At 49.8% G+C, this 24,874-nt stretch carries 30 protein-coding genes; 7 read left to right on the forward strand and 23 right to left on the reverse strand.

Going from position 1 to position 24,874, the window contains the following annotated elements; all coding sequences use genetic code 11:
- The 3 genes from ACEYDX_RS08510 to ACEYDX_RS08520 form a co-directional block, all read left to right on the forward strand.
- The coding region (locus ACEYDX_RS08510; protein WP_373741591.1) for an ABC transporter ATP-binding protein at positions 1-1,847 on the forward strand (1,847 nt) is incomplete at its 5' end.
- Positions 1,848-1,876: 29 nt separating this feature from the next.
- Positions 1,877-4,183: a phosphotransferase gene (locus ACEYDX_RS08515; protein ID WP_373741592.1), complete on the forward strand. Its 2,307-nt coding sequence runs from the start codon at positions 1,877-1,879 to the stop codon at positions 4,181-4,183.
- Between the two features lie 21 nt (positions 4,184-4,204).
- Positions 4,205-5,374: a nucleotide sugar dehydrogenase gene (locus tag ACEYDX_RS08520; RefSeq protein WP_373741593.1), complete on the forward strand. Its 1,170-nt coding sequence runs from the start codon at positions 4,205-4,207 to the stop codon at positions 5,372-5,374.
- 88 nt (positions 5,375-5,462) lie between these two features.
- On the opposite strand, the gene ACEYDX_RS08525 is transcribed toward ACEYDX_RS08520, so the two are convergent.
- The 9 genes from ACEYDX_RS08525 to ACEYDX_RS08565 all read right to left on the reverse strand — a co-directional run bounded on the left by ACEYDX_RS08525 (position 5,463) and on the right by ACEYDX_RS08565 (position 13,211).
- The gene (locus ACEYDX_RS08525; protein WP_373741618.1) at positions 5,463-7,415 is read right to left on the reverse strand and encodes a DEAD/DEAH box helicase family protein; all 1,953 of its coding nucleotides are present in this window, start codon (positions 7,413-7,415) and stop codon (positions 5,463-5,465) included.
- A gap of 594 nt (positions 7,416-8,009) precedes the next feature.
- Positions 8,010-8,453, reverse strand: a complete 444-nt coding sequence (locus ACEYDX_RS08530; protein ID WP_373741594.1) for a hypothetical protein — start codon at positions 8,451-8,453, stop codon at positions 8,010-8,012.
- A 65-nt stretch (positions 8,454-8,518) separates the two neighbouring features.
- On the reverse strand, positions 8,519-8,806 hold the full coding sequence (locus ACEYDX_RS08535) for a hypothetical protein (protein WP_373741595.1): 288 nt from the start codon (positions 8,804-8,806) through the stop codon (positions 8,519-8,521).
- Between the two features lie 786 nt (positions 8,807-9,592).
- Positions 9,593-9,985, reverse strand: coding sequence for a hypothetical protein (locus ACEYDX_RS08540; protein ID WP_373741596.1), 393 nt, complete (start codon positions 9,983-9,985; stop codon positions 9,593-9,595).
- 62 nt (positions 9,986-10,047) lie between these two features.
- Positions 10,048-10,989: a hypothetical protein gene (locus ACEYDX_RS08545; protein ID WP_373741597.1), complete on the reverse strand. Its 942-nt coding sequence runs from the start codon at positions 10,987-10,989 to the stop codon at positions 10,048-10,050.
- A 54-nt stretch (positions 10,990-11,043) separates the two neighbouring features.
- Positions 11,044-11,370, reverse strand: a complete 327-nt coding sequence (locus ACEYDX_RS08550) for a hypothetical protein (RefSeq protein ID WP_373741598.1) — start codon at positions 11,368-11,370, stop codon at positions 11,044-11,046.
- 261 nt (positions 11,371-11,631) lie between these two features.
- Positions 11,632-12,237, reverse strand: coding sequence for a hypothetical protein (locus ACEYDX_RS08555; protein WP_373741599.1), 606 nt, complete (start codon positions 12,235-12,237; stop codon positions 11,632-11,634).
- Complete coding sequence (locus ACEYDX_RS08560; RefSeq protein WP_373741600.1) at positions 12,234-12,749, reverse strand: DUF3275 family protein; 516 nt, start codon at positions 12,747-12,749, stop codon at positions 12,234-12,236. The genes ACEYDX_RS08555 and ACEYDX_RS08560 overlap by 4 nt, the downstream gene beginning before the upstream one ends.
- 87 nt (positions 12,750-12,836) lie before the next feature.
- Positions 12,837-13,211, reverse strand: coding sequence for a hypothetical protein (locus tag ACEYDX_RS08565; RefSeq protein ID WP_373741601.1), 375 nt, complete (start codon positions 13,209-13,211; stop codon positions 12,837-12,839).
- Between the two features lie 975 nt (positions 13,212-14,186).
- On the opposite strand from ACEYDX_RS08565, the gene ACEYDX_RS08570 reads away from it, so the two are divergent.
- Positions 14,187-14,375, forward strand: coding sequence for a hypothetical protein (locus tag ACEYDX_RS08570; protein ID WP_373741602.1), 189 nt, complete (start codon positions 14,187-14,189; stop codon positions 14,373-14,375).
- Here ACEYDX_RS08570 and ACEYDX_RS08575 read toward each other — a convergent pair.
- Positions 14,366-15,094, reverse strand: a complete 729-nt coding sequence (locus ACEYDX_RS08575; protein WP_373741603.1) for a DUF3577 domain-containing protein — start codon at positions 15,092-15,094, stop codon at positions 14,366-14,368. The two genes, ACEYDX_RS08570 and ACEYDX_RS08575, sit on opposite strands and share 10 nt — an antisense overlap.
- Positions 15,095-15,399: 305 nt before the next feature.
- Here ACEYDX_RS08575 and ACEYDX_RS08580 point away from each other — a divergent pair, with 305 nt between their 5' ends.
- The 3 genes from ACEYDX_RS08580 to ACEYDX_RS08590 are packed head-to-tail and all read left to right on the forward strand — an operon-like array spanning position 15,400 to position 17,264.
- Entirely contained in the window at positions 15,400-16,416 is a 1,017-nt protein-coding gene (locus ACEYDX_RS08580; protein WP_373741604.1) for a hypothetical protein, read from the forward strand.
- Between the two features lie 45 nt (positions 16,417-16,461).
- Positions 16,462-17,049 carry a hypothetical protein gene (locus ACEYDX_RS08585; protein WP_373741605.1) on the forward strand — a complete coding sequence of 196 codons (588 nt, stop codon included), beginning with the start codon at positions 16,462-16,464 and terminating at the stop codon, positions 17,047-17,049.
- Positions 17,019-17,264 (forward strand): hypothetical protein, encoded by a 246-nt coding sequence (locus ACEYDX_RS08590; RefSeq protein ID WP_373741606.1) that lies wholly within the window; start codon positions 17,019-17,021, stop codon positions 17,262-17,264. Before ACEYDX_RS08585 ends, ACEYDX_RS08590 begins: the two co-directional genes overlap by 31 nt.
- A 203-nt stretch (positions 17,265-17,467) precedes the next feature.
- On the opposite strand, the gene ACEYDX_RS08595 is transcribed toward ACEYDX_RS08590, so the two are convergent.
- The 13 genes from ACEYDX_RS08595 to ACEYDX_RS08655 form a co-directional block, all read right to left on the reverse strand.
- Positions 17,468-17,869, reverse strand: coding sequence for a type II toxin-antitoxin system VapC family toxin (locus tag ACEYDX_RS08595; protein ID WP_373741607.1), 402 nt, complete (start codon positions 17,867-17,869; stop codon positions 17,468-17,470).
- Entirely contained in the window at positions 17,866-18,117 is a 252-nt protein-coding gene (locus tag ACEYDX_RS08600; RefSeq protein ID WP_373741608.1) for an AbrB/MazE/SpoVT family DNA-binding domain-containing protein, read from the reverse strand. The genes ACEYDX_RS08595 and ACEYDX_RS08600 overlap by 4 nt, the downstream gene beginning before the upstream one ends.
- A 362-nt stretch (positions 18,118-18,479) precedes the next feature.
- Positions 18,480-18,731: a type II toxin-antitoxin system YhaV family toxin gene (locus ACEYDX_RS08605; RefSeq protein WP_373741619.1), complete on the reverse strand. Its 252-nt coding sequence runs from the start codon at positions 18,729-18,731 to the stop codon at positions 18,480-18,482.
- Positions 18,643-18,951 (reverse strand): type II toxin-antitoxin system YhaV family toxin, encoded by a 309-nt coding sequence (locus ACEYDX_RS08610; protein ID WP_373741609.1) that lies wholly within the window; start codon positions 18,949-18,951, stop codon positions 18,643-18,645. The genes ACEYDX_RS08605 and ACEYDX_RS08610 overlap by 89 nt, the downstream gene beginning before the upstream one ends.
- Positions 18,952-19,070: 119 nt before the next feature.
- Positions 19,071-19,268, reverse strand: a complete 198-nt coding sequence (locus tag ACEYDX_RS08615) for a BrnA antitoxin family protein (RefSeq protein ID WP_373741610.1) — start codon at positions 19,266-19,268, stop codon at positions 19,071-19,073.
- 4 nt (positions 19,269-19,272) lie between these two features.
- Positions 19,273-19,590, reverse strand: a complete 318-nt coding sequence (locus ACEYDX_RS08620; RefSeq protein ID WP_373741611.1) for a type II toxin-antitoxin system RelE/ParE family toxin — start codon at positions 19,588-19,590, stop codon at positions 19,273-19,275.
- Positions 19,587-19,850, reverse strand: a complete 264-nt coding sequence (locus tag ACEYDX_RS08625) for a hypothetical protein (protein WP_373741612.1) — start codon at positions 19,848-19,850, stop codon at positions 19,587-19,589. Before ACEYDX_RS08625 ends, ACEYDX_RS08620 begins: the two co-directional genes overlap by 4 nt.
- A gap of 388 nt (positions 19,851-20,238) precedes the next feature.
- Positions 20,239-22,014, reverse strand: a complete 1,776-nt coding sequence (locus ACEYDX_RS08630; RefSeq protein WP_373741613.1) for a DUF2326 domain-containing protein — start codon at positions 22,012-22,014, stop codon at positions 20,239-20,241.
- Positions 22,015-22,031: 17 nt separating this feature from the next.
- Positions 22,032-22,289 carry an ABC-three component system middle component 6 gene (locus ACEYDX_RS08635; protein ID WP_373741614.1) on the reverse strand — a complete coding sequence of 86 codons (258 nt, stop codon included), beginning with the start codon at positions 22,287-22,289 and terminating at the stop codon, positions 22,032-22,034.
- Positions 22,264-23,193, reverse strand: coding sequence for a hypothetical protein (locus ACEYDX_RS08640; protein WP_373741615.1), 930 nt, complete (start codon positions 23,191-23,193; stop codon positions 22,264-22,266). The genes ACEYDX_RS08635 and ACEYDX_RS08640 overlap by 26 nt, the downstream gene beginning before the upstream one ends.
- A complete protein-coding gene (locus ACEYDX_RS08645; protein ID WP_373741616.1) occupies positions 23,194-23,550 on the reverse strand; it encodes a hypothetical protein in 357 nt (118 codons plus the stop codon).
- Between the two features lie 357 nt (positions 23,551-23,907).
- Positions 23,908-24,567, reverse strand: coding sequence for a recombinase family protein (locus ACEYDX_RS08650; RefSeq protein ID WP_373741617.1), 660 nt, complete (start codon positions 24,565-24,567; stop codon positions 23,908-23,910).
- Positions 24,568-24,748: 181 nt separating this feature from the next.
- Positions 24,749-24,874 (reverse strand): transposase (locus ACEYDX_RS08655; protein WP_373740712.1); only part of this gene is annotated, 126 nt, incomplete at its 5' end.

A 24,874-nucleotide genomic window follows, 5' to 3' on the forward strand; every position in this document is an offset into this window, starting at 1 on the left:
GGTGGAAGGTAGCGTACCGCTTCCGTGACTATATCCGTCCGGAACGCTGGCTCATCATCGGTTCGCTGGTGGCTTTGCTGACCTCAACGTTTGTCCGTCTGCTTAAACCGCTGCCGCTGGCTTTCGCTGTTGACCACATTCTGGTGGAAGTCGTCGAACATGTGGATAGGATGGACGGCGGCATCGGCAAGGAATCGGCGGTAAAGGACATTAAGTTCGACAGTATGTTCGACATTGCACTGCAATCCATCGACAACCAATATCTGCTGTTGGGTTGCGCGTTGGCGGTGATATTGATTGCGCTGCTGATGGCGGCGGGCAATTTTTTGAGCACCGTCGGGCTTTCGCTGGCAGGCAGCCGTATTCTGGCCAAAGTACGCAGCGATTTATTCGTACACCTGCTGGGGCTGTCGATGAAGTTCCATTCAGGAGCCAAAAACGGCGATTTGACCATGCGTTTGGTAAGTGATGTGGGCATGCTGCGCGAAGCCGTGGTTACCGCGCTGATGCCGATGCTGGCGAATATTTTTGTCTTGTCGGGTATGCTCGGCGTAATGCTGTTTCTAGACTGGAAACTGACGCTGTTTGCCATTGCGTCGCTGCCGCTGTTGTGGTTTACCACCAACCGCTCGGGTAAACGCATCCATGAAGTGAGCAGGGAACAGCGCAAAAAAGAAGGCGGTTTGGCTTCGAAGGCTTCTGAATACATCGCTTCTATCCGCACGATTCAGTCGCTGTCGCTCGAAGGCGAAACCATCCGCAGTTTTGAGGGCAACAACAGCCAGAGCCGTACGCAGGAAGTGAAATCGAAAAAACTGGCCGCAGGACTGGAGCGCCGTGTGGATGTGTTGGTGGCGGTGGTAACGGCGGTGGTGCTGTTCAACGGTGCCAATGCGGTTTTGGACGGCAAGATGTCGCCGGGCGAGCTGATTGTATTTATGTCGTATCTGAACAATTCGTTCCGTCCGGTGCGCGAATACGCCAAATACACCGCGCGCCTGTCCAAAGCTCTGGCCGCAGGCGAGCGTATCGTCGACTTGATGGACGAAAAGCCCGACATTACCGACAAACCGGAAGCGAAAGATTTGGTAAAGGCGCGCGGCGAAATCCATTTCGACCATGTGCGTTTCAGCTATCACGATAAAAGCAAAGGCCAGTTGGCCGTATTGAAAGATGTGGATTTCAAAATCGCTGCAGGAGAGAGCGTGGCCATCGTCGGCCCGTCCGGTTCGGGAAAAACCACACTCACCAGTCTGCTGTTGCGTCTATACGAGCCGACGGGCGGTGCAGTGCGCATCGATGGTGAAGACATCCGCAACTACACCATTGCCAGTATGCGCAAACAGATTGCCGTGGTGCCGCAGGAAAACCTGCTGTTCGGCTTGAGCATCCGCGACAACATCGCCTTGGGTGCGCTGCACAATGCGGGCGCGGTAACCCACGCCGAAATCGTTGCCGCAGCCAAACTCGCCAATGCGCACGACTTTATCAGCGTAATGCCCGACGGCTACAATACCATTCTGAGCGAGCGCGGCGGTTCGCTTTCAGGCGGCCAGCGTCAGCGTATCGCCATCGCCCGCGCAGCCATCAATCAAAGTGCGATTCTGGTGCTGGACGAACCGACCGTGGGCTTGGACAGAGAAAGTGAAAACTATGTCATCAATGCCCTGCACAACCTGATGAAAGAACGTACCACCATCATGATCACCCACGATCTGGCTTTTGCCGCCACCGCCGACCGCATCGTTTTCATCGAAAACGGCGTGGTAGTGGAGCAGGGTAGTCATACGGAGCTTCTTGCAAAAGGCGGAAATTATGCGAATTGGTGGAAAATGCAGATAGGCTGAAGGCCGTCTGAAAAAGGAATCAACCGAATATGCTGACAGAAGCAGACAAAAGAATCGTCTCGAGAGACGGAAAACTGCCCGGTTTGGCCGCGCTGTTCGATGCGGAAATGCTGTTGGAAAAGCTGAAAGAACTGCCGCGCTTCAAGGACGCGGTTAAGGCGGAAATCCAATATCTGCGCTACAAACCGGGCAACAGTTGCGCCAGCACCCTGTATATCACTCTGGCAGACGGCAGCGGCCACCATTATTACGCCAAAGCATTGACGGAAAAACGCTTTCAGGAATCCTGGAACAAACCTTCGCGTCAAAAGCTGGTACAACAAGGCGGCCCGTTCGCCCCTTTGGCGGTTGCCGACCTGTTTATCATGCTGCTGCACCCGATACACGATAAGAATATCGGCCATCTCGACTGGCTGGTCAGCGAAACGCACCGCAAACACATGCTGAAAGCCTGTTCGTTGCCCGAAATCGACGACAGCGAATTGGCCATCAAAATCCTGCGCTACAAGCCCGAACGCAGGCTGGTGGCCAGAGTGAGCAGGAACGGGCAGCCCGTAGCCATTATCCGCAGCGGTACGCCTGAAGAATTTACCAAAATGCTCATCGGCAACGCATTCGGCGTGTCGCACGGCGGCGTGCTTCTGATGGGTGCGGACGGCCCAAGCTGCACGCTGGCGACAAACTGGCAGAAAGGCGAGAGCCTGTGCCCCGAGGAAGGCAGGCTGCCTTCGGAAGAATTGGTTGCGGAATTGGCCAAACAGCTTGCACGCATCCACAACGCAACTTATCGGCATCCCGTTCAATACGGTATCCCGAACGAAATACAGTCGCTCAAAGGCGTGTTCAATACGTTTGAACACACTCTGCCCGAGCAGGCGGAATGGTTTGCAGGGCTGGCCGAACGGGTAGGTCAGGGGCTTGGCGGCGTGAACGAGCAGTTCGCGCTGATTCACGGCGATTTTTCCTTAGACCAAGTTGTCAGAAGAAAAAACAAAGCCGGCGAAATCAAACTGCACATTTTGGATTGGGACCGTTCGGCCTACGGTCATCCGCTGATGGATTTGGCTGCATTCCAAGCCCGGCTGGAATTGCAGGTCATTGAAGGCGCGCTGCCGCGCTGGCAGGCGGATGCCATATCGGAAACTTTCTTGCAGATGTACGCCAAGAAAAAAGAAACCGATTTGGCCGAGCTTTACTGGTTCGTTGCCTCGGCCATGCTTCGGTTGGCCGCCGAACCGTTCCGCAAAAGGGATTTACATTGGGAACAATATACCCTGCAACTTCTGCAGCGCACGGAAGAAATCTTGGCTGACGGCGGTGCTTCGTTTATGAAATGTGCCGACAAAACAGTCGATACGTCGCAAGATACTTCATTGGAAAACCTGTTAAACCCCGAAAAAATGCAGGGAATGCTCCGAGAAGCAGGCATTCTGCCCGAACAGGATACTGTTGCGGGCGCATCGCTCAGGCGTTACAAAGCCGCGCGCCGCGCCTTGGTCGATTATCGGATTCCCGACGGGGAGAGCAGCCGCTATATCATCGGCAAATACCGTACCAAAGGTTTGGATAAACGTTCCTGCCGTGTTCAGGAACAGCTTTGGAAATCGGGTTTCGACGAGCAGGCCGAAACCGGTGTGCCGGAAGTTTTAGGCGTGCTGCCGGAACTCAATATATGGTTTCAGCGTAGGATAAACGGGCAGGGCATCGGCGATGTGTTGATGCCGCAAAACAGACGTTTGGCCTTTTTGGGTTGCTGTGCAGCCGATGCAATCAACACCCTGCACCAAAGCAACGTTGCGCAAACACTCGAACTGCCTTGCTGGACGCCGTCTGAAGAATGGCAAATCCTGCAAAAACGTCTGACCGAAACGCAGGAAAAACTGCCGCAACTGGCAGGCCGGATTGCTGCCGTATTGGAAAAGAGCAGGGCGGTTGCCGACAAAATACCGGATATGCCGTCTGTAACCATCCACCGCGATTTTTACCAAGACCAGATATTCGAGCAATACGGCAAGCCCGGGCATATGGTACTGCTGGATTTGGATTTGGTTTGCCAAGGACATGCAGCGTTGGACGCAGGAAACTATATCGCGCATATTCAAGAACTTGCATTGCGAAGATACGGCGACATCGAAGCCCTGAGCGCACACGAAGAGGCTTTCAGACGGCATTTTCTCGCTCACAGCAAAACCGCAACCCCCGAAGTGGTCGAAATCTATACCACATTGAGTCTGGTTCGCCACATTCACATCAGCACGCTGTTTGAAAACCGCACGCACACAATCGAAGCATTATTAAAAATCTGTGAAATACGTTTGGATTCACACTTCAATTAACCCGAAATCATGAGGAAACCAATGAAAATTACCGTAGTCGGAGCCGGATATGTAGGGCTTTCCAATGCCGTACTGTTTGCCCAACAACACGAAGTTCTGCTGCTGGATGTCAGCAAGGAGAAAGTGGATTTGATTAACCGGAAAATCTCGCCGATTCAGGATGAAGAAATCAGCGAATATCTGGCAACAAAGCCCCTGAACCTGTGTGCTACGACCAATGCAGACGAAGTATACGCCGATGCGGAATACATCATTATTGCCACGCCCACCGATTACAACCCCGAGACCAATTATTTCGATACCGGCTCGGTAGAAACCGTGCTGGCTGTCGCATTGGAAAAAAACAGCCAAGCGTGGCTTATCATCAAATCCACCATTCCTGTGGGCTTCGTCGTAAAAATGCGCGAAAAATTCAATACGGATCGCATTATTTTTTCACCCGAATTTTTACGCGAAAGCAAAGCGTTGTATGACAACCTGTATCCGTCGCGCATCGTCATGGGCGATACCAACCAAGCCGCCAAACGGTTTGCCGAAGCCCTGCGCGATTGCAGTCTGAAGCCCGACGCACCGATTATTCTGACCAACCCCACCGAAGCAGAATCCATCAAGCTGTTTTCAAACACTTATCTGGCACTTCGGGTGGCATTCTTCAATGAGTTGGACTCATTCGCTGTTACTTTCGGTTTGGACGCAGCCCACATCATCGAAGGCGTATCCGCTGACCCGCGCATCGGTACGCATTACAACAATCCTTCGTTCGGCTACGGCGGCTACTGCCTGCCGAAAGACACCAAACAGCTTTTGGCCAACTACGAAAACATACCGCAAAACCTGATTGGCGCGATTGTCGAATCCAACAAAACCCGCAAAGATTTCATCGCCGACGACGTATTGCGCAAAAAACCGTCGGTGGTCGGCGTTTACCGTTTAACCATGAAATCAGGTTCGGATAACTTCCGCAGTTCCAGTATTCAAGGCGTAATGAAACGCATCAAAAAACAAGGCATTCCCGTTATCGTATATGAACCTGAATATCACGGCACCGATTTCTTCGGATCGGAAGTGGTCAAAGATTTGGCCGAATTCAAACAACGCGCAGATATTATTTTGGCCAATCGTTTGAACGACAGTTTGAGTGATGTGGAAGAAAAAGTTTATACGCGGGATTTGAAAGGAAGTGACATCTGAGTTTGGTCGTTATCATGGGTTTTCTTCATTGTGCGCCCCCCGCCATGCTATTTGGACTGATTTCTAGATTCGCATAATGTATATTATGTTAAATTTTATACATTATCCCATGAAGTAGATGGTCCTCTACCCAGTCTTCGCGTTGGTCGGCCTTGACCGATGCCTTCATTACGGCGGCTTTGATACCGTGCAGTTTGAGCAGGTGTTTCAGACGGCCCGTCGTATCCCGGGTGTCGCTGTAGACCGTATAAACCAGACACTTTCTGCCTTTGGCCAAACTGTCTTTAACCACCTCGAGCATATCGGCCTCTTTCGGGGTCGGTTCATCTGCTCCGAACTGTGCTTCGGTCTGATGCAGCACCCGGTCTTCCGAACGCCAATACACTTCCTGCGGTTTGTAGCAGCAGTCCGGCCATGACAGCAGTGCGTTCATGACCACGCCGGTCAGGGTATTGTCGCGTTGGCGCAATGCCGCTTTCAGATGGCTTTGCAGTTCCTTTTCCATCTGTCCGTAGACACTGCGTTGCCCTTCGGTCATTTCCACCGGCCGGAAAACTTCCCGGTAATCCGGCAGAATGCCCTCCCCCAAGTCGCGCAATTTCAGAAACACCGTGATCGGCAGCACATAACGCATGATGCCCAACGGAGAGAATCCCGGTGCCTTTGCGGTCCGGACGTGGTTCCGTTCCGCTTTGGAACTGCTGAACGCCCCGGTGCTGTATTCGATGCCGACACGCCGGACAATCTCCTTCAACACGCCGTGTTGGCGCATAAACGCCATGCCGGCCGTGCCGAGGGTATTGCCTTTGTTGTAGACGAAACCGTCCTCAATCATCATTTGCGGCCAAAGCCGCCACAACAGATAGAACAGGTCTTCGGCATAACCGCCCATCAAGGTGCCGGTCAGGCATAAAACCTTGCCGACACAGCGTGCCAGCACACCCATCGCCTGCCCTTGGGCCGTACCGTAGTTTTTGTACTCGTGGCCCTCATCGACAATCATCAACCCGAAGAATCCTTTGGGCAGATAACGTTTGATGAACTCGGTCGGCTGATAGCCTCCCCTGCCCAAGCTGAACTCGGCTTTGCCCAGCGCCCGGTCGATCCGGCCGGCCTGACGGTCGTCGAACAGGAAATCACCGTTTTCGTCCATCAGGTTCGAGAATGCCTGGATGTTGTTTTCCAAGATGGAAGCCAGATATTCCCCGCCATAGAGCGAAACCAAGCGGTCGGCGGTTTTCGGGCCGATTCCCGGCAGGGCGGTAATGGCTTTGACCACCCGCTCGTACACCGTCGGAGCCGTTCCTTCTTCCCGTTGCTCTTTACGGCACAACGTCCACAGCGCCTCTGAGCAGGGTTTGGTTTTGCCGTGGCCGCAGAAGCGGCGGTTCTTGGACAGTGCAGCCTTTACCGCGCTTTCGGTCGCATACGGGCGGTTTTCTTCGTTTAAGATTTCGTGACCGCATTTGGGACAGCAAAACTCCGTGACGGCATAACCTTCCGATGCGCCTTCAGACGGAACCCACTTGCGTCTGACCGCGTAGGCCGGCCGCCAGTAGTAGCCCATCCGCATCCGTACCCGTCCCATGATGAAAAACTCGGGAACGGCCGGTTTGCGGTCGAGCGCGCGGATTTGCAGCAATTTGGCCAAGGTATCGTTTCCGTTCAGAATCCATACCCGGGCCTCCGGTACCGTATTGAGGATTTCACGCCGCCATTTGTAGACCAGATGGGGCGGACTGAGCACCAGAGTGCGGTGCAGGCCGGCGTGATGTGCGGCGGCGGCCGCCGCAATCGACATCATGGTTTTGCCGGTACCCATTTCGGCGTTGATAACGGCAGCCGGTTTGTTGTCCACAATCAGCTGCTGTACCACCGCCCGCACCACTTCGCGCTGTGCGTCAAACAGGGGGCGCGCCAAAGCGTCCCATACGGCTTCGGTTTCCGGGTAGGTTTGGCCGTGATAAACAGGCCGGTTCTGTTCCGTTACCGCGTCGAACAGACTGTCTCCGAAATCGGCAAGGAATTCGGCCAAAGGCATACCGCCTTCATCCGCTTCTTCCGCCACCGCATTCGCAACGGACGGTTCTGCTTCATCATCAGCGGATACGGCCTGAATCAGCCGGTTGAAATCCCCTATATACCGCCCGTGCTTAGCTTCGAGATCGGTAACATAACTTTCCAGTTCCGCCCATTGGGCATCTGTCAGAGGTAATTCGGGGGGAATGGTTTGAATCGGGATCTGCATGGTTTTCTCCTGAAAAAAGAAAACGGGGCAATTCCCGCCGACGGGGGAATCGCCCCGTCGGGGTTGAAAAAAAATCAGCGAAGATTCGCCAAAGGGAAAAATAGATGCTTTTCAGCATCTTGAAATGGGGTGAAACCGGAATGCCGGTTGGTTACTAAAGACAGTAAACCGACTGTCTGCGTGTAAAACAGGTTATTATCAACCGATAAAGCATTTATCCAATTTAAAGCGCCGTCCGCAGAATGCGGCTGATGATGGTTAACGGCAGCATCAAGAATTGGCAGATAACGGTCTGCCGGCCGTGAAACAGGTTTTTTCAGACGGCCTGTTGCGCAGGCCGTCTGAAAAAACCTGCCTGACAGCAGGTTCAAAGGTTCAAATCAAGGTTTAAGCGATGGGAAAGTTACTGGCAAGTATCGTTTTACCGGTACCCGAGGAAGACAGCATAAGATTACGGACGGATTGTACGGACAATTTCCGCCACACCGGTTGTCCGGTATCCGATTCCATCCACCGGACGGTTTCGAGACACTCCGTTTCGCTCATCGGTGCCGTTATCTGAACGGTTCTGCCGTTTTCACGGTGAACCGCCACAACAACATAACCCTTTTCTTCTGCCGCCGCGAATTGCAGGCAGGCATCAATGAAAAAGCCGTCCAGCAGCATCAACAGGTCGTGATGTGCCGGGTTGTCGCCATCCAATCCCAAAAACGTCCAATCCGGCCGGTATTCGGCACAGACATAGGATTGGTCTTCCTTCAGCCATATCAGGTAGTCACGGCACTGCCGTTTCATTTCCCGATAGGCACGGTCACACATTTTGTTCAGCATGGGTATCTCCTAAAAAGCGGGATACCCGTCCCATAGGGAAAGTATCCCTATGGTGGGGTCAATGATCAGTGCGAATCGAACCGTATTTCAACCTTCCGAACATCCGAAAATGCCCGGTTAAAGGTGGAATTGTTCCATTCGCCAGCCGTTTCGTTACCGTGGCCGTTCCTCAACAGCAGGACATGGGTCATGCCTGTTTCGTTTGCGTTCAAAGGGCATAACACTTTGACGAAACGTATGCCGGATGTATCGGAACCGACTTCGTACCAACAATCCGGTATCAATTGCTCCAGTTGTGTACTGTTTTCAACAGTTTGCTCATCACGGGCGGCATCAAACATGGTGCCCTCCAAAAACAAGTTCGTTACCGGCGGCATCCCTCAGAACAATATCGGTGCAGCCTTCCCATATAAGCCGTGCAACCTTTTCCCTCGCGACTGCTTCGGAGTAGGCAACGGTATAACCGTTACCGCCGAAAACGGAACGATAGGTAATATAGCAATTGCATACAGGTCTAACGAAAACCGGATTTTCACCGTCCAGTCGGCAGGAAACGACCGGCGTTCCCGAACCGTCTGCCGGATGGAGGACGGTATCAGGCGGAACGGCACCCTTATTGGTGCTGAGTACGACAAACGGGAAGTCCGCGCTTATAACAACGGGCATGGTAGTTCTCCTAAAAAATAAAAATGCGGATCCGCATGCCCGAGGGGACATGACTTCCCCGCCGGGTTGAAAAAAGAGCCGTACCGCACGGATGCGGCTGACGATGGTTAACGGCAGCGTCGGGACAGATTAAGTCTGTCAGACTAAATAAAACCTAAAGATTCCTCCAATTTCATAATTTGTAAGCAATTATGTGCCTGTTCCCGTGTAGCAAAATAATCTGATTCACGGGAATACGGCATTTTTAAGTCAGTACAACCTGACTCACAATAATCTCTGCCCACATAATATCCGGCCGGGGAGCGCATCACTTTCAGGTCGGAAATCGAAATTTTGCGATGGTTTTTAGGCATTTGAATGTCCTCCTTTGGGCTACGAAACAGGTTTTTTCAGACGGCCTCAAATGAAAGGCCGCCGTCTGAAAAAACCTGCGGATGCAGGTTGTGTGGTTGGCTCAAAGCGGGTTCACCGGGCTAATTACTCCCAAAACACAATACGGACAGCACCTTCCTTTCGGAAAGGGCCTCCATTTTTTGGGCAGAACCCGTAACGCGAACGGTGGAACCGTCGGGCATTGCAACGTCGAAATCGGTTTCGCTGCCGGTCATGCAGTCTTGCCAGCCGGATTTCAAATCACTTTGGGTGGGGACCCAGCCGCGCAGGTCATCATTCCAGATTCGGAGAAAAACGGTCGACTGGGCAAATCCGAAATAGGGATTGTCTTCCCTTTCCGTACAGGCCAACTTGGCACGGGTAACATACCCGGCTTTCGCATCCTGCTCCATCGCATACTCGATTTCGGAGACGGTGTCATTCACTTCCTCTTCTTCGACTGTTGTCGGTTCGTAATAAGGTACTTGCATCATTGGTTTCCTATAGAAAAAGGAAGCTGTGAGACAGCTTCCTAAAAAAGCGCACAAAGCGCGGGTTAAAACAAAGAACCGGCGGCGGATGACGCAGCCCGTTCATACCAGGTTTCGCCGTTATCGAAACGCACGCCCACACGATATCGTTCGCAGTGCGGCGCCGCCAATTCTTCATAACGCAGCCACAGTGCATTTTCCAATGCCTGCAACCGCTTGGTTATGCCGCTGTAACAGCGACCGGTTTTAGCTTTGGAAACCTTGGCATAATAACGGTATTCATCAATGATGAAATCCGCAGCACTGTCCCAAGAATTATCGTCCGGCGTAAAGTCGGCATAACTGAAGCCCGTCATCAGCTTGAATTCCTGATCCAGATTGCAGCCGTCGTAATAGCCGTGCCGTTGGACAACGGCCATTTCCATCCGGATGTGACGGCCGAAAAACAGGGTTTCCGCAGTGATTTCGGCCAACTGGATGCCGCCGTAGTTTCGGTCGTAATAACGGCAGCTTTCGACTGCGGCCGTATCGGACTCGATCAAGAACCCTGAAATGCGGTGTTTGCGCAGGTTTTCAGGTTTGTCTGCCCGGCATTTCAAGTCATTCACCGCATCTTCGACATTCCGGGCAAGAATGTCCGACAAACGGTCACCGTCGCCGGGAGAGAGCCTGTCTTCCTCATCCAAACCTGCATTGAAGGCATTGAAGTCGAAATGGGAGACTGACGACCCGGAAATGACATCCAGACGGCGGTTGAACATAAAATTAGCGGTACCCACGGTATTTCCTTTCAAAATAAAGGGGATACCGCCCCTTGGGGAATCGGCATCCCCAAAGGGTTGGTAAAAAATACGGAAAATCAGACCATACAGATCAGTTTGTATTGCGAGATACGGCAGTTGGTATAAATCTCGCTGCCTTTCTTTTCCGGTTTGGCCAAAGCCGTACCGGCTGAGAACAGCACGGCAATCAGTACCACGGTTTTCATGGCGGTTTCCTTTCGGCAAGGAGCAACCGCCACGGGGCAGCTGCCCCAGAGGGTCGGTAAAAATCAGGATTGCTTACACATATTCGAAAGATTCGATGCCCAGCAGCCCGTATATCGCTTTGGCGACACGGTCATAGCCGAGACAGCCGAACGTCAACGAATATTTGTCCTTAATGACCATCGGTTTTTCACAACGTCCGTCCAGTATGACGAAACTGTCTTTGTCCGTAACGATAATCCGGATTGTGTCAGCACCGAGTTCCGGTATTTCTGTTTCCGACACGGATATTATCTCTTTGCCTTTGAATAAGAGATCCCTGCCTTCCGGGTTGTGAACCCGGAACGGTTGGTACGGTTTTTCCTGCACTTTGGAGAGGATTTCATCCAATTTTTGATACATGGCATTTCCTTTCTAAAAACGGCAGGAAACGGTTTTTCCCCGACGGGAAAACACGTTCCCGCCAAGGGTTAAAAAATGTACGGCTCGGCCGTATGGTTGGCAAAAGAGCTGCAACCACACGGATGTGGCCGGGCAATTTCGGCAGCAGTGTCCTGACAGTAACAGACTGTCGGCTGTGGTAACGCTCGTTGCCCAAACAGACTTTTTCAGACGGCCTTCTTGGTTAAGGCCGTCTGAAAAAGCCCGCTGGGGGCTTTAAAACTACGCGCGAAGACTTCCGTTGCGCAGCAAACAGGTAACCAACTCTCCAAAATCTTCCGGCACCGCCACCTTCGCAGCCTGCACACCGACTACGGCCGCATGTTCATCAATGGCGGGCAAATAACGGCTGATACAGCCTTTATTCGAGAGTTCATCGAGTATGCGGTGCTGCCAGTGTTCCAGCAGCGGCACGTCCGAAAGCTGTTGCAGACATTGCCAGGCGGCTTTGTCCAGGTCTGCCGAAACATCATCCAGAATCACCCAACCCGTTTTTGCATCAAGGTCGGGTTCCGCCAACACTCCGGCATACAGGAACATGTGCGTCACTGCGCCGTAATGGTGGGTGGGATATTTGGTGATGTGTTTGCAGAGGTCCGTCAGTGTTTCGGCGGTGGTCAGCATCGGGCATTCCCGTTTTTCATCCGGCTGTCTGAAACCGAGCCTGCTGTTGAAACCGTAAGGGCTTGCCGATTGCAAAGATGCCTGAAAAGCCAGCATGTCCGCATCACGGCCGTGCAGCGATGCGAACATCAAACGGCGGCCGAAAATAAAAAATGCGTCGCTCATCAGGTTGTTGCGTGAAGTCATCCATAGGTTTTCCATCATGCTTTTTCCTGTAACAGCCAAGCCTGTGCCTGTGGTTGAAAAACATACCCTGCCTCCCTGAGCAAATCCCGGGCAGAACCCAGCACTTCGCGGTCGCTCAGTATGTACTCACCGAGATTTACCGTCCGGCAATGATGATTGATCATGAGGGCGATGTGTTCGATGGTTTGGGCGCAATCCGGAATAACGATGCCGTTTTCGCCGGGATTGGGATCGAACGTCCCCTGCCCTGCTTCGTCTACGCATCCGACTTCTTTTGCGAACAGTTCGAGCGCGGCCCAGTCGAGCGTTGCGTCGATATACGATGTGGCGCCGCCCTTCCATTCATAGGCCTTGACCTTAATTTGTTCAAGGATGAAGTTTCCGGGATATTCACCGGGTGCGAACTGCATCAATACGGGGTTTTTAAGGTTGAACTCACCGATGGAGGTGAAAAGTTGGGCCACATGGAAGATACCCTTGCGGCCTTGTATGGCTTGTACGGTCAACGTACCGGGAAGAGAGATAGACATGGCAGTCTCCTGTAAAAAACAGGGATACCTGCCACGGGGCGGTATCCCCGTGGTTGGGAAGGCCGTCTGAAAAATCAGACGGTGCGGTCAGTGTCGAACCGCATGGTAGATGTTGTCCAAATAGACCCATTGGGCCATACGCAGCCCCATCCTGCTCAGAAACCGGGTGTCGGCATCCAAGGCATTCACGGCTTTGACCAGTGCCAGACGGGCATTGTTCCGACCATGGATGTCGTTGGCCCGACGGCTGTATCTGCCGATGACGCGGCGGATACGCTGACGGCTGATTCTGCCGTCTTTGTCGACCAACAGCAGATGGCTGCCGTCGATACAGGCAACCACAACTTTGTGATGGTCGTAACGGTGGGTCAGTATATCGCCGAGGCGTATGTTTTCAGGGGTTAAATTGGGATTCAGAACTGCACCGGAACGGTGCGGGAAGGTTGCAAGATTGAGATTCATGGTCATACTCCTAAAAAATAAAGGGGTACACCATGCCCTATCGGGGGAGTGTACCCCCGACGGGTTGAAAAAGAAGGCCGGAAAACGGCCGTATACCGTAACGGTATGGTGGCGAGGCCCGCGCCTGCCCACTGGAGTGAGCAGGGTGAACGGGCAAAAGAGACTGTGCAAGCAGCCATTTGAAACGGCCCTGCACCCGGGTACAGGGGCTGATAATCTATCGAACCGGGTTGGTTTGACGGTACGGGGATTTATCCCTTGCAGGAATCCCGCGCCGAAAAAGCCATGGCCACCGGTTTTTCGATCGGTTATGAAAAGTTTCCCGTCTCTCGATATGGGGAGAGAGACATTGGAAAGCGGTTTGTCAAACAGAGTCACACAAACGGTATTGACGGCAAATTACAGTGACAGTTGCCTAGGCAGTTAAAGATGCCAGCTCATCAAGCATCGGCAAGCCGACGCGTGAAAACAGGTTTTCCCGGCCATTCGGTTACCAAACCTCCGGGAAAACCTGCTCGTCAGAACAGGTTTGGGGGCGGCCGTATCAATACGGCCGCAATATAGCGGGTTATCCACCAATTATGTGGATAACCGAAAAAAATATAGTATTAGGTTCCAACTGTTAAAGAACAATTTCATCTGCCTGTTTTTTAGGCAGCTTCATTTGCGGATACCTGCTTTGCCGAAACAGAACAGGCATCGACAAATGAAGAGTGGTAAGCCAGGTCTCGCAAGGCAGACCTTACCTTTACTGCAGAAAAGAGAAAAAATCTGAAGTAGGCCGTCTTTCGGCGGCGGACGGTAACTGTCCCAAACAAACGGCTTGTCCGCTTGGGACAGTTACCGCCGATATGGCCGCATTGCGGCGGATTTTAAAAAGTGAACGGAAACCTGCACCGGAAGAATGAGCGTTCCGATACGGCAATATTGTTCATAACCAAAGTATAGCACAGACAATCAGGCTGGCGATTATCGATGAGCAGCGATGATTTGGCCCGCCATCCATATATCCAACTTGGGAATGAGAAGAGAAAACCCGAAGGTTTTCTCTTTAAAGGGACGGTTTTAACCGTCAGACTGTCTGAAGTCCTTCTATGCCGTCATATTGTGCCAAATAAATTTAAACACAAACAACATAATCAGGAACTTAAATATCAACCATGATGCGCATATTGCTGGTTTTGGCTTTGAACCGGCTGCCGGTAACCGTTTTGCTGTACCGGAGGCTGACCGTACTGCTGGAACTGATCCTGCTGTACCGGAGGTTGTCCGTATTGCTGGAACTGATCCTGCTGCACCGGAGGCTGCCCGTACTGCTGAGGCTGACCCTGTTGCACCGGAGGCTGTCCGTATTGCTGAGGCTGACCCTGTTGCACCGGAGGCTGTCCGTATTGCTGAGGCTGACCCTGCTGTACCGGAGGTTGCCCGTGCTGCTGGGACTGACCTTGCTGATCCGTATCGTCTTGATGCGTAAAGAACCGTTGTCCGTTTACGTTGATCCAGCTAATCTTGAACAGCCTGCCTCGAATACATTTAACATGCTCACCTTTCCGGGTCGTAAAGCTGTCGGGCGTACCGTCACCTATGGTAAAACCACAAGTGACAGTAACTTTGGGACCGGCATTTCGATCAGCCACCTGCGGATAGGCCTGAAGCAAAGCATTCAGCACATCTTTGGCCTGTCCGAAGACACTGGTTTCAAACAGCTGGGTGTCTTTGCCGCCTTTACCATACCAGGCAGTGATGGAACAACCCATGTAAGGTTCGCCTTTGTCGGGAGTAATCCAACGGGGGCGGTTGATGTAACCTATTCCGGTTGTTACCAAATCAACATAATCGTTGTTGCGGTTTTGGTTTTGGGGGTTTTGAGTTTGGTTTGACATGATGTATCTCCAATAAAAAAGGGATACACCATTCCCGTCGGGGATGTGTATCCCCAAGGGGGTTTGAAAAGAAGTCGGCTCTGTTGCCGATAGAGAAAAAAGAGTAGTTATCTCCAAAGAGACCCGTATGCGAACTACAGCTACGGCTTTTGCTTTTTGATGAAGCAATAAACATTTGGTACGGGTTTATTTTGCAAAGACAGTTTTTTACTGTCAACCGTTTTTACAATTATTTTTTGCATCACACGCCCATCATGACAACAATGTGTTAAGGTTCAATTACTTAAATCTCCCTGAAAATCCAAATGAAAGTCATCGCCTATACCGGACAATACGGCAACGAAATCGTTACGCCATTGCAGGCTCAAATGCGGAAATTGAGTACCGTCTACAGCTGCCACAAACCCGGCGAACGTTTGGAGATGCACAAGACCCGTCGCGGACAGACACATTATTTTGCCTACAAGGGTGTCGCAAACAGAACGGGCGATACCGCCCCCGAAACCCTGACCCACACCTTGTGCAAACAGGTAATTGCCGAGCTGGCTGCATCAAAAGTACAAACCAGGTTGCGATTTTTTAATAGGTACGGGCCATATTCCGGCAAAGCGGATGAAGAGATTGTTTTTGACGGTGGGGATGTGGAACAGCGCATTGATGCCAACAGGCATATTTATATAGTAGATGCACTCTGCCGGTTTATCCAACCTGCCGCCCCAACCGCCCTATTCTCGCTTGAACGGCAATGGAGCGGCAGACTTGCATTCGAAATCTACCACACGTCAAAACTGACGGCCGGATCACCGAAATGCCGGGATTTGGAAGCAGTCGGCATTCCGGTGATTCAGATTGCCACAGGAGATCCGGACAGCGCCCTGTATCTTGATGAAACGGTTATTGCACAGATGGGCGAACAGGATGCCGACCGTGCAATATCGGAACATTTGGACAAACTGCGGCGCATTTTCCGTAAATCCATCGGCGGCGTGGTATACAACAACCCGAAATCGGCCGTCTTTGCCGAAGCGGAAAAACTTTACGGAGAATGGGATACCGCACGCAAAGAACTTGAGAGCATGCGGGAAATTGCCGACTGGAAAAACGAAGAAGTTCGCAACCTGGAAGAAAAACTGGCCGAACATGAAGCCAAAATCCGCCATGTCGAAGCGGAACACCACAACCTGACGGAAAAAATGATGGAACTGGTTGGCCAAAACAACCTGCTGAAAGAGAAGGCGGAACAGATAACAAAAGAAAACCGGCGACTGAAAACAGAGGCAGAAGCAGGGTGGCTGACCAAATTACTGCGTTGTTTCAGGTAAAATTTTTGGGCATTGTCATCAATGGCATGAACCAGTAAAGCGGTGGTGCAAATTGCCCACAGCGGTTTGCGTGCCGACTCTGACATGGTACAAGGTGCAGAATTACTGGCTGCCACTGGTGATTATTACGGTCGTTTCCGCACCATGACGGAGCAGGAAGTTTGGGATATGGTGGCCAGTTACGCCTACGCTGCAGAGCTGGTATTGCGTGCAGGTTTTGACGGTGTGGAAATCCACGGTGCGAACGGTTGGCAGATTCAGCAGTTTTTCTCTGCCGCCACCAATCTGCGTGATGACCTTTGGGGCGGCAGCCTGGAAAAACGCATGCGTTTCCCGTTGGCGATTGTTGATGCCATTGACGAAATGCGTCAAAAGCACAACCGCTCTGATTTCATTATCGGCTACCGCTTCTCACCCGAAGAACCGGGCGAACACGGCATTACCATGAAAGAAACGTTGGCACTGGTAGACGCATTGGCGGATAAGCCATTGCAATACCTGCATATTTCATTGTGGGACTTACCCGTATGCAGGTGGTTCATGACAAAATTGCCGGACGCTTACCGTTTTTTGGCTCAGGCAATCTTTACACTGCCGACGACATGCTTACCGCCTATCAAACCGGTTGGGTAGAAAGTGTCTCTATCGGCAAAAGCATCATGCTTAATCCGAACCTTGTCGAGCTAATTGAAAACGACCGCGAACACGACATCCAAACCACATTTGACTGGGACAATGCCGATTTCTACCGTTACACCCCGGCCATGTTGCACGGTACACGTATGGGACACGACTTTTATCCCCCATCAAAACAATTAGGAGTAAGGTATAAGAGCGAGCATTTTTAGAGGCTCGTACCCAGCAGCCAAAACGCTTTTTATATAACCATAAAAAGCGTTTTGGTCTGTCTGCCTATTGGTATTCTTTATTTCATGCTCCTGTTATCCTACTCACCTGATATATATCATATATTTCAAGAGATTTACCGCTCATTTTATCGCCCATTTAGGAGATAAAACGACTCTTCCCGAAACATTCTCAAATTAGCAGATTACTCTGCCGCCAGCTTGGTTTTTGTACCCTGTTTTTCCAAAAGTTTGACAGCTTTCTTATCGAAAGAACAGAATATCTCGCCACCCAGCCAGCTGCCTTCGTAGGCAATCACACCGTCCGCAAAATCGCCGCCAGATTCCAGTACGGACAATCCGGCTTCTACTGCAGGCCGGTTCATGGCCACTTTTTCCGTATTGAGCAAATCACGCACGGTTTGCACCACATCTTCCCTGCTCAATTTTGCACCACGCTGCAACGTCCAAACCAATTCGCACAAACTAGGCAGAGAAACAGCCACCAACTCGGCCGAACGCAGGAGTTCGGAAGCAACGGCTGCCTGAGTGGGTTCGTCTTGCAGAACCGCACGCAGCAGAATATTGGTATCGGCGGTAATCTTCATTCCTGTTCTGCCCAACCGGATGCGGCGATTTCATTGATTTCTTCCAATGTAAGCGGCTTCTTGATTTTACCTGCATGGCGGCCGATAAAGTTTTCTATCGATCCTTCCGCTTTGGCGGCACGCATTCTGATTTCGCCGTTAGGCAGTTTGTCGAACTCGACTTTTTGCCCCGGAAGAAGGCCCAGATGTTGCAATAAATCACGCTTCAGTGTTACCTGCCCCTTGGCAGTAATAGATAAAGTACCCATTGAGTGTCTCCTATTCAACGCAATTTAAATGTAATGTATTTTTTCATTACCGTCAAATTTTTCCAAAGCACCGGAATATATCGAACTGGTTATTGCCCGATTCGTGATTGGCTTTATGCTTCCACCTTGACCCTGGCGAAAATAGCTTTCAGACGGCTTTACGGTAACGCCGGGATTTATTTCCACCCTCCGCAACCAAATAACCGTCAGCCACCATTTCAGCCTAGTGGCGTTTAACGGTTGACGCAGATTTTCCACTTGCTTTTTGAAGCTCCGAGGAAGTCACCGTCTCTTAGCGTGACAGGATGTCTTCAACCACATCACGGAACAGACTTAATTTATCGCCCACTTTATCGCTCATTTTATCGCCCATTTGGGCGATAAAAGCTTATTAAGCCGGCGGAGAGGTCGGCGGTAATTTTCAGTACCTCCCAGCTATCCGGAGAATTACCGTTTTTCAACATTGCGGCAAAAACCTCATAAGCATCGGTTTTGCTGCCATAGGTACGCTTGGTTTTGTCGTTGTTAACCCATACGTAAACAATGATTTTTTCTTGTGTACTGTATCGGAAAAACAGGCGGTAACTGCTGGAAGAATTTAGCTCTGAGCCAATACTTGTACCCGCTACCGAGCGTGTTACCCTGGCGGTAAAGATCCCAAGACGGATCGGCGGGGATGAATTCAAAAGCCGGCTTGTGTACGGCTGCCAGCATTTTGGCCGCTTTTGCGGTTTGACAGGTCTCCGGCTTTTCCTGTTTCAGACCCACCACTTTCCGGCTGAATATCCAAGCATAAAGGCTGTTTGGAAACTCCAGACAGCCTTTATGCTTCACTTTTAACTATGCTTTTTTTTGGCATTTAGATTGACTTTTAAGCATCTTTTCCCGAAACATTCCCAACTCACCAAACAAAGAGTAGCGGACTGTTTCAATCGACCGGCAGTTGTTTGCCATTAAGGAAGCTCCCGACGTAAAACATCGTTAATACGGGATTGCCAACCTTTTCCTGTTGCCTTGAAAGCAGCTAAAACATCCTGATCCAAACGAAGGGTAACTTGCGTTTTGGTCGGTAATTTATTTGGTCCCCTTGGTTTTTTTCTTGATACTGACAAACCGTTGGAAACGGTTTGTCGGGAAGATATATCTGCCATACCGTTATTTACCCTCTTCCTTCTCTTGATCAAAAGACTCCGGAATATGAAGCTGTTGGGTAGCTTTTACCGTCAAAACATGAAGTTTTTCACCTGATACTTCATATACAATCCGATATTTACCCTGAATAGGATAGAGTTCCCGCGTATTTGGGACAATACCTATCTTTCCCATGTTGGGATTATGGGCTGCCAACTCCACCATTCTGTTGAATTCTGAAACATAACGGATTGCTGATTGCTCACCGGCATATTCAGCCACCATTTCTACAATTTCATCGACACGCAACCGAGCCAACTGAGACCATGTAACAGTCTTCATCTGACAGCTTTCCTTGTCTTGACTTTAGAAATGGCCGACATAGCACTTGCCGTAATTTCCGCTGATGAGAATGATTGTCCAGCCTCAATTTCTGCCCTTGCCTGTTCTACTTCAGCCGCCAATTCAGCATATTCACGATGCAATTCGATAAAGTGATCCAGGGCTTTGCTGATTAAAGCTGACTTGCTTTCACCGGTTGCTTGCTCCAACTTCTCCAAGGCCTCTGCACGGGCAGGCGTTAATTCGATTTGTGTCAGCATATTGCTTCTCCTATCAGGCAATTTAAGATCATCAGTACGACTAATTTTCAAATTGTAACTACAATATGACTAATGTCAAATACTTCTTACCAACCGATCTTTACGGCGGGAAGAATTTGGCTCTGAACCAATGCCTGTAACCGCCACCTCTTCTCGTTTGAAATATTGGTTCCAAAACAATTCGTGGACATAAATCTGCCAGCCGTTAATCTGTACGGTTTCACGGACGATACTCACAGCGGTTCATCCAAATCAACTTCAACACCGGCAAGCAGTTGTTCGGTTTTTGAAAGTTCCTGCACGAATTTTAACCATGCGGCGAGTCTAAGTTTCTGTCCGCATAGATTACCGATAAATTTGACTCCGTTTTTGTTTTGGAATGTTACTTTTAGAATCTGAATCCGAACAGCATTTCTCCGGGCTTGTCTTTCAGATTGACAATGATATTGCTGTCCAAATCAAAGCGGTAATTTATCCCCCGGTTCCGGTCAAGGTCTCCAATCTGTATCTCGTCTTCATTGAAGGTGGTGATATATTGAAAACCGCCCTGTTCGCTTTGTTTGTGAATGTAATTCAACAGATTGACTTTCTTTCTGATTTCGATACCGTGGAACACCCCGTCGTGTATCAGAAAATCAGGCAACGGGATATTTTCGCGCACGGCATTCAGAAATACCGTCAGATCATAAATGACCGTTTTTAACTTGGTCTGCCCCAGTGCTTCGATATGCGGAAAACCGATTTCTATTTTTACCGGCACATTTCTGTTTTTTAACTGCCCCGGGGTGGAAATATCCAAGTAGACTCCCTTTGCTTCATAACGGATGTCTTCGAATGCAGCGGCAACGATTTCGTTGAACAGGCTGCGGATGGTTTCAACAGATTCAGAATACTCGGACAGAGCCAACTGTATCTGCATATGGTGCATGCTTTCATCGTGCTGCATTCTGCCGAGTTCAGCATGGATTTTTTCAATACCGTCCAACCGCTGGCGGATTTCGGCAATTTTTGCACTTTCTAATGCGTACCTGCCCCACGCCTCTGTTAACGACATATCCATATTGTCATCGATTGTTTTCATCAGCCCTGCACGCTGCGCATCTTTCTCTTGGATTTCGGCCAACAGTTTTTTATGCTCCGAAGACAATTCGGTCATGCGGTTGCCGTAAAACTTCAGCCGTTCCCGTGTGATGGATGCCCGGAAATCCAGCACTTCCTCCAAACTTTTCCTGACAATCCGTCCCAAATCCAAAGCTACCGATTCGTATTGTTTCCGGACATCATCCACATCGATTTCACTCTGGGACGATTCCGTGAATTTCTTCAATTTTTCAAGCTGATTGCCGGTTTGGCGTTCTTTCTTTCTCAAGCTGGCCAGCTGTTCGTCCAGCTCCGCAATTCTTTCGGAAATCTTTTTGAAAGAATCATTGAGTTTGAATTCGTTTAACGATTGTCGGATGAGTGCCAGCTCTTTTCCTTTAACAGCCAGTTCCGAACGCAATTGGGAAATGGGTTTACCGGATGTTTCCAGATGTTTTTGCAGAACCTTAACTTCCCGAGTCAGTTCCTCGGTAGTTTCCCATGTTTTCAGCAAATCGTTCAGATGAGCGGAAGACAACCCAAGCAAATAGAGATTCAACAATATTAGTAGGCTCTTTTTAGCCCCTCCATGCTGGAGGTAGGCAATCGGGTCATTACGCTTCACACTTGTCAAATCATCTTTGACAAAGAAATTCATCAGGTTGCGGTAACTCCCTTCTGGATATTTCCGCTCGGTGCTCTGCGGAAAGAATTTTCTGGAAAGAAGTTTCTTGGCTTCTTCGATTTCGTAAGGGTATTCAGCCTGAATGTTTTCCCGGATGTAGACTTTCTTCGGCTCTCCGAAACTGCGGCGGATTTCCAGAAGCTCTCCCCCATTCTCAAGAAGCAGACATACCTGGTGCCCCTGTTCTTTTAGAAACGCATATTTTTTTTCGTCAAAAATCTTCGCCGTATCCGAAGACAACAATAGATAATCGATCAGACGGACAATACTGGATTTGCCGATACCGTTTGTTCCGTGGGATTGTCCATCTTTGGCGGAGCCGATGATAAGATTCAATCCCTGTTTGAAGTTTATATCCTGTAACAACAAACCGGTCGGTGACCAAAGTTTTTTCAGCATAATCAGGCTTTCCGTGTCTAATCAAAAATGTCGGTTTGAGTTGGCTGCCGGCAAATCGAGATATGGTACTGTTCGTGTTCTACTGCACCTACCGTATACAGAAACTCCAGAGACGAATAAAAATTGACGATTGTCCGGCGGTGATCCTGTTTGAGAAATGACGCAAGCATATCATCGATCATGACTGGAGATTTTTTTGACAGAATTTTCAGTAACCCTGCGCCCATTGCTACAACCGATAGGCTTAAATCACTTTCGGGATGTAATAGTGCCATTTTGATCCCCTCCCGGCTTTGTACCTATATGACATTGCGAAAAAACATACCACACCAATGCGGATATATAGGCCGAAAGCATATCGTCTTTCAATTCGCCGTTATAACGTTCTTCGTAATTCGCGATCAACTGTTTCATTTTTTGAAATCCGCTAAGCGGCAGTGATGCCAATTTACCGTAGTCATTGAAAATCCGGTTTTTAACGGTATTGATATCGCGGTCTGTGTAGGCATTCAATACCTCTTCTATTTCAGCCTGAAACGGATAAGTAGACTTTATCGAATTCTCAAATTCTTCATGCTCTGATTCTGTACTGTTGGATCGGATTTTATGCAGAATTTCCGGGGCTTTTTCCAGATAGTCTATTTGGTCGGTTTCGTAGTTCTGACTGCACAAATCATCAAGCAGTTTTTCCACAAAATCCCTACCGAGATATTCGTCACCGATATTTAATTCACGATACAGCCGGTATTTTTGCGGATATGGTCTGGATCGTCCGCCGGAATCCGTTTCAATCATGTACAGAATATGGCCGAGTCCGCATATTTTATGCTGCCACCCCCAGTCGGCCACCTGCCGGATATGCTCGGGAGCAGGTTCCAGATTGGTATAGAAATGCCAGTCAGGATACAGCCGTTGCCAGTTTGATTGGTAAGAACCGAAGTCATCGTGCAATTTCTTGGTCATTTTTCCGGCTTGGCCGGCTTTCTCCGGAGCATAGCAGGCAACACAAATCCCCAGCCGTATTAGGCAGTCGGCTCCCTGGTCTTTTACCCGGCGGACTTCCTGAATATTGTCGTTTCCGTAATGGATACGCAGAAGGGAGATGATGAATTTTTGAAAATCAAACCCTGAAAGATTCGACACTTGGATTCGGACGAGATTTTTCAGCAGACTGTCCATTTACACAACCTCCCCGGATAACGGCATTTTTTCAAAATTGGACTCAAGCAGCCGGTGTACATCCTTTAGCAGTTGAAGCAGTCCTGATTCCAATGCGGGATATTGGCGTATCAGATTTTCAATATCCTTCAACTCTTGGATTGCAGAAGTTTCGCTCGGCTGTTCGTACGGATCGATTTGCAGGAAAACGCACAAATCAACAACCCTCCGACTGATTACCTTGCACCGCCCCGACCTTACCCGCTGGATGAAATCCTTATTCAGCAGTGCTTTTCTGTTTTTTGCAATGTCGTCTTGATACTCACGGTTATAAGCATCGACACAGTCGCGCAAAGTCAGTCGTTGCGCTTTGAGCACACGGTCAACTTCCGAAGCAATTTGTAGATATGAACGGGAATTCTTCACTGTATCAAAAAAATAATAAATTTACTAAATTATATCATTTTTTTGATACAGTGATATAAAAAAAGACTGCCTAAAAATCAGACAGTCTTTTTTATTGACTTCGTCAATATGTGACAGGAGTTCATTCCTGAAGCACCCAGCCGGATACAGATATTTCGTTAATTTCCGCCAAGGTAAGCAGCTTCTTGGTTTTACTGGCATGACGACCGATAAAGTTCCATCAAACCTTCCATTTGAGCAGCACGCATTCTGATTTCGCCGTTAGGTGGTTTGTCTTCAGCATGGTATTGGTTAATGAAAACGGAGGCTTCATGACTCCTTCCTCTGAAAAATATCAAACTGGTCTTTATCGCCCGATTTGTGATTGGCTTTATGTTTCCGCCTTACCTTGCTCACGGTGGATGCGCTGCAATGCAGTGCCGATGCGATACCGGCAATACTCACACCCTGCATGGTCAATTGGATGATGTGCTTGTGCAGCTGCTTATCGGCCGGCCGGCCTTTCATTTTTCCTTCCCTCCTGGCCCGCTCAATACCCTGTTGCGCCCGGCCGCGCAGGGTCTTCCAATCCTCATGTGCGATGCTCAAGGCCATGCGCAGAAACATTTTCTGCAATGCTTCCATCAGCGGTTCGGTTAGGTATTTGGGTAACGAATCGCCCTGCCCCATCAGCTCATCAATATTTCCGAATGAAAAAACATCCGGGACATGCAGTCTTGCCCCTTTTTCAGTAATTCTTCGAATCAGAAGTTCGGCTTCTCGAGGCGGCAAACGGGTAATGCGGTCGATTTTTTCTGCGATGACCCAATCGCCCTCCTGTAGGTCGCCAATCAACCGATTAAGCTCTGGTCTGCTCGCGTTTACCCCGCTGGCCTTCTCCTCATAGACACCCGCTATGTAAAAACCGTTTTTCTTAGCTTCTTCGATGATTTCGCGCTGGCGGTCTAAATTTTGTTGCAGAGTGCTCACTCTAAGATAAATTCGGGCTATTTTCTGCATACCTATGTATTTTAACTCCGTAAATTAAGCTAGTGGATTTTAAGTTCTATATGAGATATTTTACAGATAGCCTTCTGTATTTGCAAATAACCCATGGTCAAAATACAGTAGTAAATAAAATTTTATATCGTACGATATATAGCAAATAAACTTATTTATCGATACACACCTGAAACAGCCAATCCACATCCGTAATTCGCAGCCGATTCCTAACACCTTTAATCCAAGCCCACTTTTTCTCTATCTGATTCAGATCGGGGCTATAAGGTGGAAGCCA

Source organism: Neisseria sp. (genome assembly GCF_041804105.1).
Lineage (GTDB): Bacteria > Pseudomonadota > Gammaproteobacteria > Burkholderiales > Neisseriaceae > Neisseria.